This window comes from Protofrankia coriariae, from assembly GCF_001017755.1.
Classification (GTDB): Bacteria; Actinomycetota; Actinomycetes; order Frankiales; family Frankiaceae; genus Protofrankia; species Protofrankia coriariae.
The window spans coordinates 1-2,129 of the sequence record NZ_JWIO01000007.1 but is presented as its reverse complement, the minus strand read 5'-3'; the positions used below and the strand labels follow the sequence as shown (position 1 = coordinate 2,129).

At 70.3% G+C, this 2,129-nt stretch carries 2 protein-coding genes and 1 pseudogene (1 of these 3 running past the window's edge); all 3 read right to left on the bottom strand.

The window, feature by feature from the left end:
* A pseudogene (locus FrCorBMG51_RS06480) lies at positions 1–271 on the bottom strand (AIM24 family protein); it reaches 912 nt to the left of the window's first position.
* Positions 272–393: 122 nt separating this feature from the next.
* Positions 394–1,071, bottom strand: a complete 678-nt coding sequence (locus FrCorBMG51_RS06475; RefSeq protein ID WP_013874185.1) for an AIM24 family protein — start codon at positions 1,069–1,071, stop codon at positions 394–396.
* Positions 1,072–1,283: 212 nt separating this feature from the next.
* On the bottom strand, positions 1,284–2,129 hold an 846-nt coding region (locus tag FrCorBMG51_RS06470), incomplete at its 5' end, for an AIM24 family protein (protein ID WP_047222204.1).

Here is a 2,129-nt window from a genome sequence, read left to right as displayed (position 1 = left end):
GGATGCCGCCCGCCGGGCCGCCGGGCGGGCCGGGCGGAGCGGGTGGGACGCCCGGCCCCCCTCCCGGATAGCCTCCCGGCGCCCCGCCAGGAGGCGGATACCCGGCCGGGGGGTATCCCGGCGGCTGGCCGCCGGCCGGCGGGTAACCGGGCTGGCCGGGCGGCGGCGGGTAGCCGCCCGGCTGGCCGGGCGGGGGCTGATATCCACCGGGAGCTGCGCCGCCGGGGTAGCCACCCGCGGGCGGACCGCCGAATCCACCGTGGCTCATCATCGAATCCTCTCACCCATGCGTGCCGCGCGGTGGACCGGGCGCCGCGTCACCGGCAACCCGTGTCGCGTGCGGCCGGCACGTCACACGCGATCCCCGTACCAGCCATACCAGCCGCGCCCCGGTCAGCCGCGTACCGAGAAGTTCGGCCGTTCGTCCTCGCTCGGCTGGACCACGACGAAACCCTGGCCGGAGAAGCCGAGCTGGAACGCCTCCCCGGAGCCACGGCCGATCAGCCCGCCGAGCCGGACGGTCCGCCGCGGCTGGACCTGCAGGCCGTCGGTGAAGGCGACGAGCGCGTCGGTGTCGACGAACGTCTGCGCCTCCCGGGTGTCCAGCACGACCGGACTGCCCTTCGCGGTCATCGCGACCCAGCCGTGACCGCGGATGACCACGTTGAACATGCCCATGCCGGAAAGCATGCTGACCCCGCGGACACGTTCGATCCCCCACTGCAGGCTGGCGTCGAAGGCGAGGATGTTCTTGCCGTTGACGGACAGGCCCTCGCCGGCCAGCTGGGCGACGATGACCTCCTTGCCGTAGTCGGCCAGGTAGAGCAGGCCCTGGCCGACCGCGGTCATCAGCGGTACGCCCTCGCCGGTCGCCCACGAGGAGGCGATCCGGCCAAGCTGTGGAGGCTGCGGGTTGAAGTCGACCAGACCCTCATAGGCGATCATGGATCCGGTCCGGGCGAACAGGTCCTGCCCGGGCTGCATGACCACTTTAACGATCTTGGAACCGTGCCTGCTCATCCGGTCCATGATCTGTGTCTGCCCGAAATGATCCATCAACGTTCCGTACACGGCCGCCTCCCTCCCGCTGTCCGCAAGCCTCCGGGTACCTGCCGAAAAAAATCATCGTACGCTTTTCCACCAGACCGTCCGAGAATTTCCGGGGCCGGACGAAGAAACCAGGGCTGCGATGGCGGAAATATCGGTGCGTGTTCTTCGGCCACCCGGCCCCCGGCCGCCAGCGGACGGCCGACCGCGTCAACCGGTATCCGTCGGACATGCCCCTAGACCTCGTACGGCTGGACGACCACGAAATGGCCCTGGAAACCCATGAACTGCAGGGCCAGGGACTCGCCGCTGCTGCCGGAGTAGATCTGCCGGGAGATACGCACCTGGGTCGACACGCTCACCCGCATCCCGGACGTCCAGGCGACCAGGGCGTTCATGTCGGCGAACGTCGGCCCGGCGACGTTCAGCGTCATCGGCGTCCCCTTGGTCATCACCACGATCGTCCCCTGCCCGGACACCTCGAAGTGGAAGAAGCCACCGCCGGGGATACCGGGACTCTCGATACGTCTGACCTCGGTGCGCAGGGAGCTGTCGAACGCCAGGATGTTCCTCGCGTTGATGCACAGCGACTGGCCGTTGAGCTCGACGATGTGCAGGTCGCTGGCGTCCTGGGCGAGAAAGACCTCGCCGCGGCCCTTGCAGGTCATGAGTTTCAGGCCCTGGCCGGTGAGCTTGTTCTCTATCAGCCCGCGCAGGCCGGAGCTTTTGTAGTCGAAGTCGATGTCGCCCTGGTAGGCGACCATCGACCCGCGCAGGGCGAGTACCTCCGGCCCCTGACCGAGGGTGGCCCGGACCAGCTTGCCGTTCTGCTGCGTCCAGCGGCCGGCCGCGGGAACCTCCCGATAGGGGTTCAGGCTGTTCATCGCGCCCGGCACCACCGGCTGGATCTGGGACGGCAGAACCTCGGTCGGCCCGAACCCACCGGGTGCCGGCTGGCCGTATCCGGGCACCTGCTGGGGCGGGACGCCACCGGCGCCCCCGGGCGGGCCGTACCCGGCGGCGGGCTGGGCGTGGCCCGGTGCCGGCTGGGCGTAACCCGGCCCGGCCGCCGCCGGCTGGCC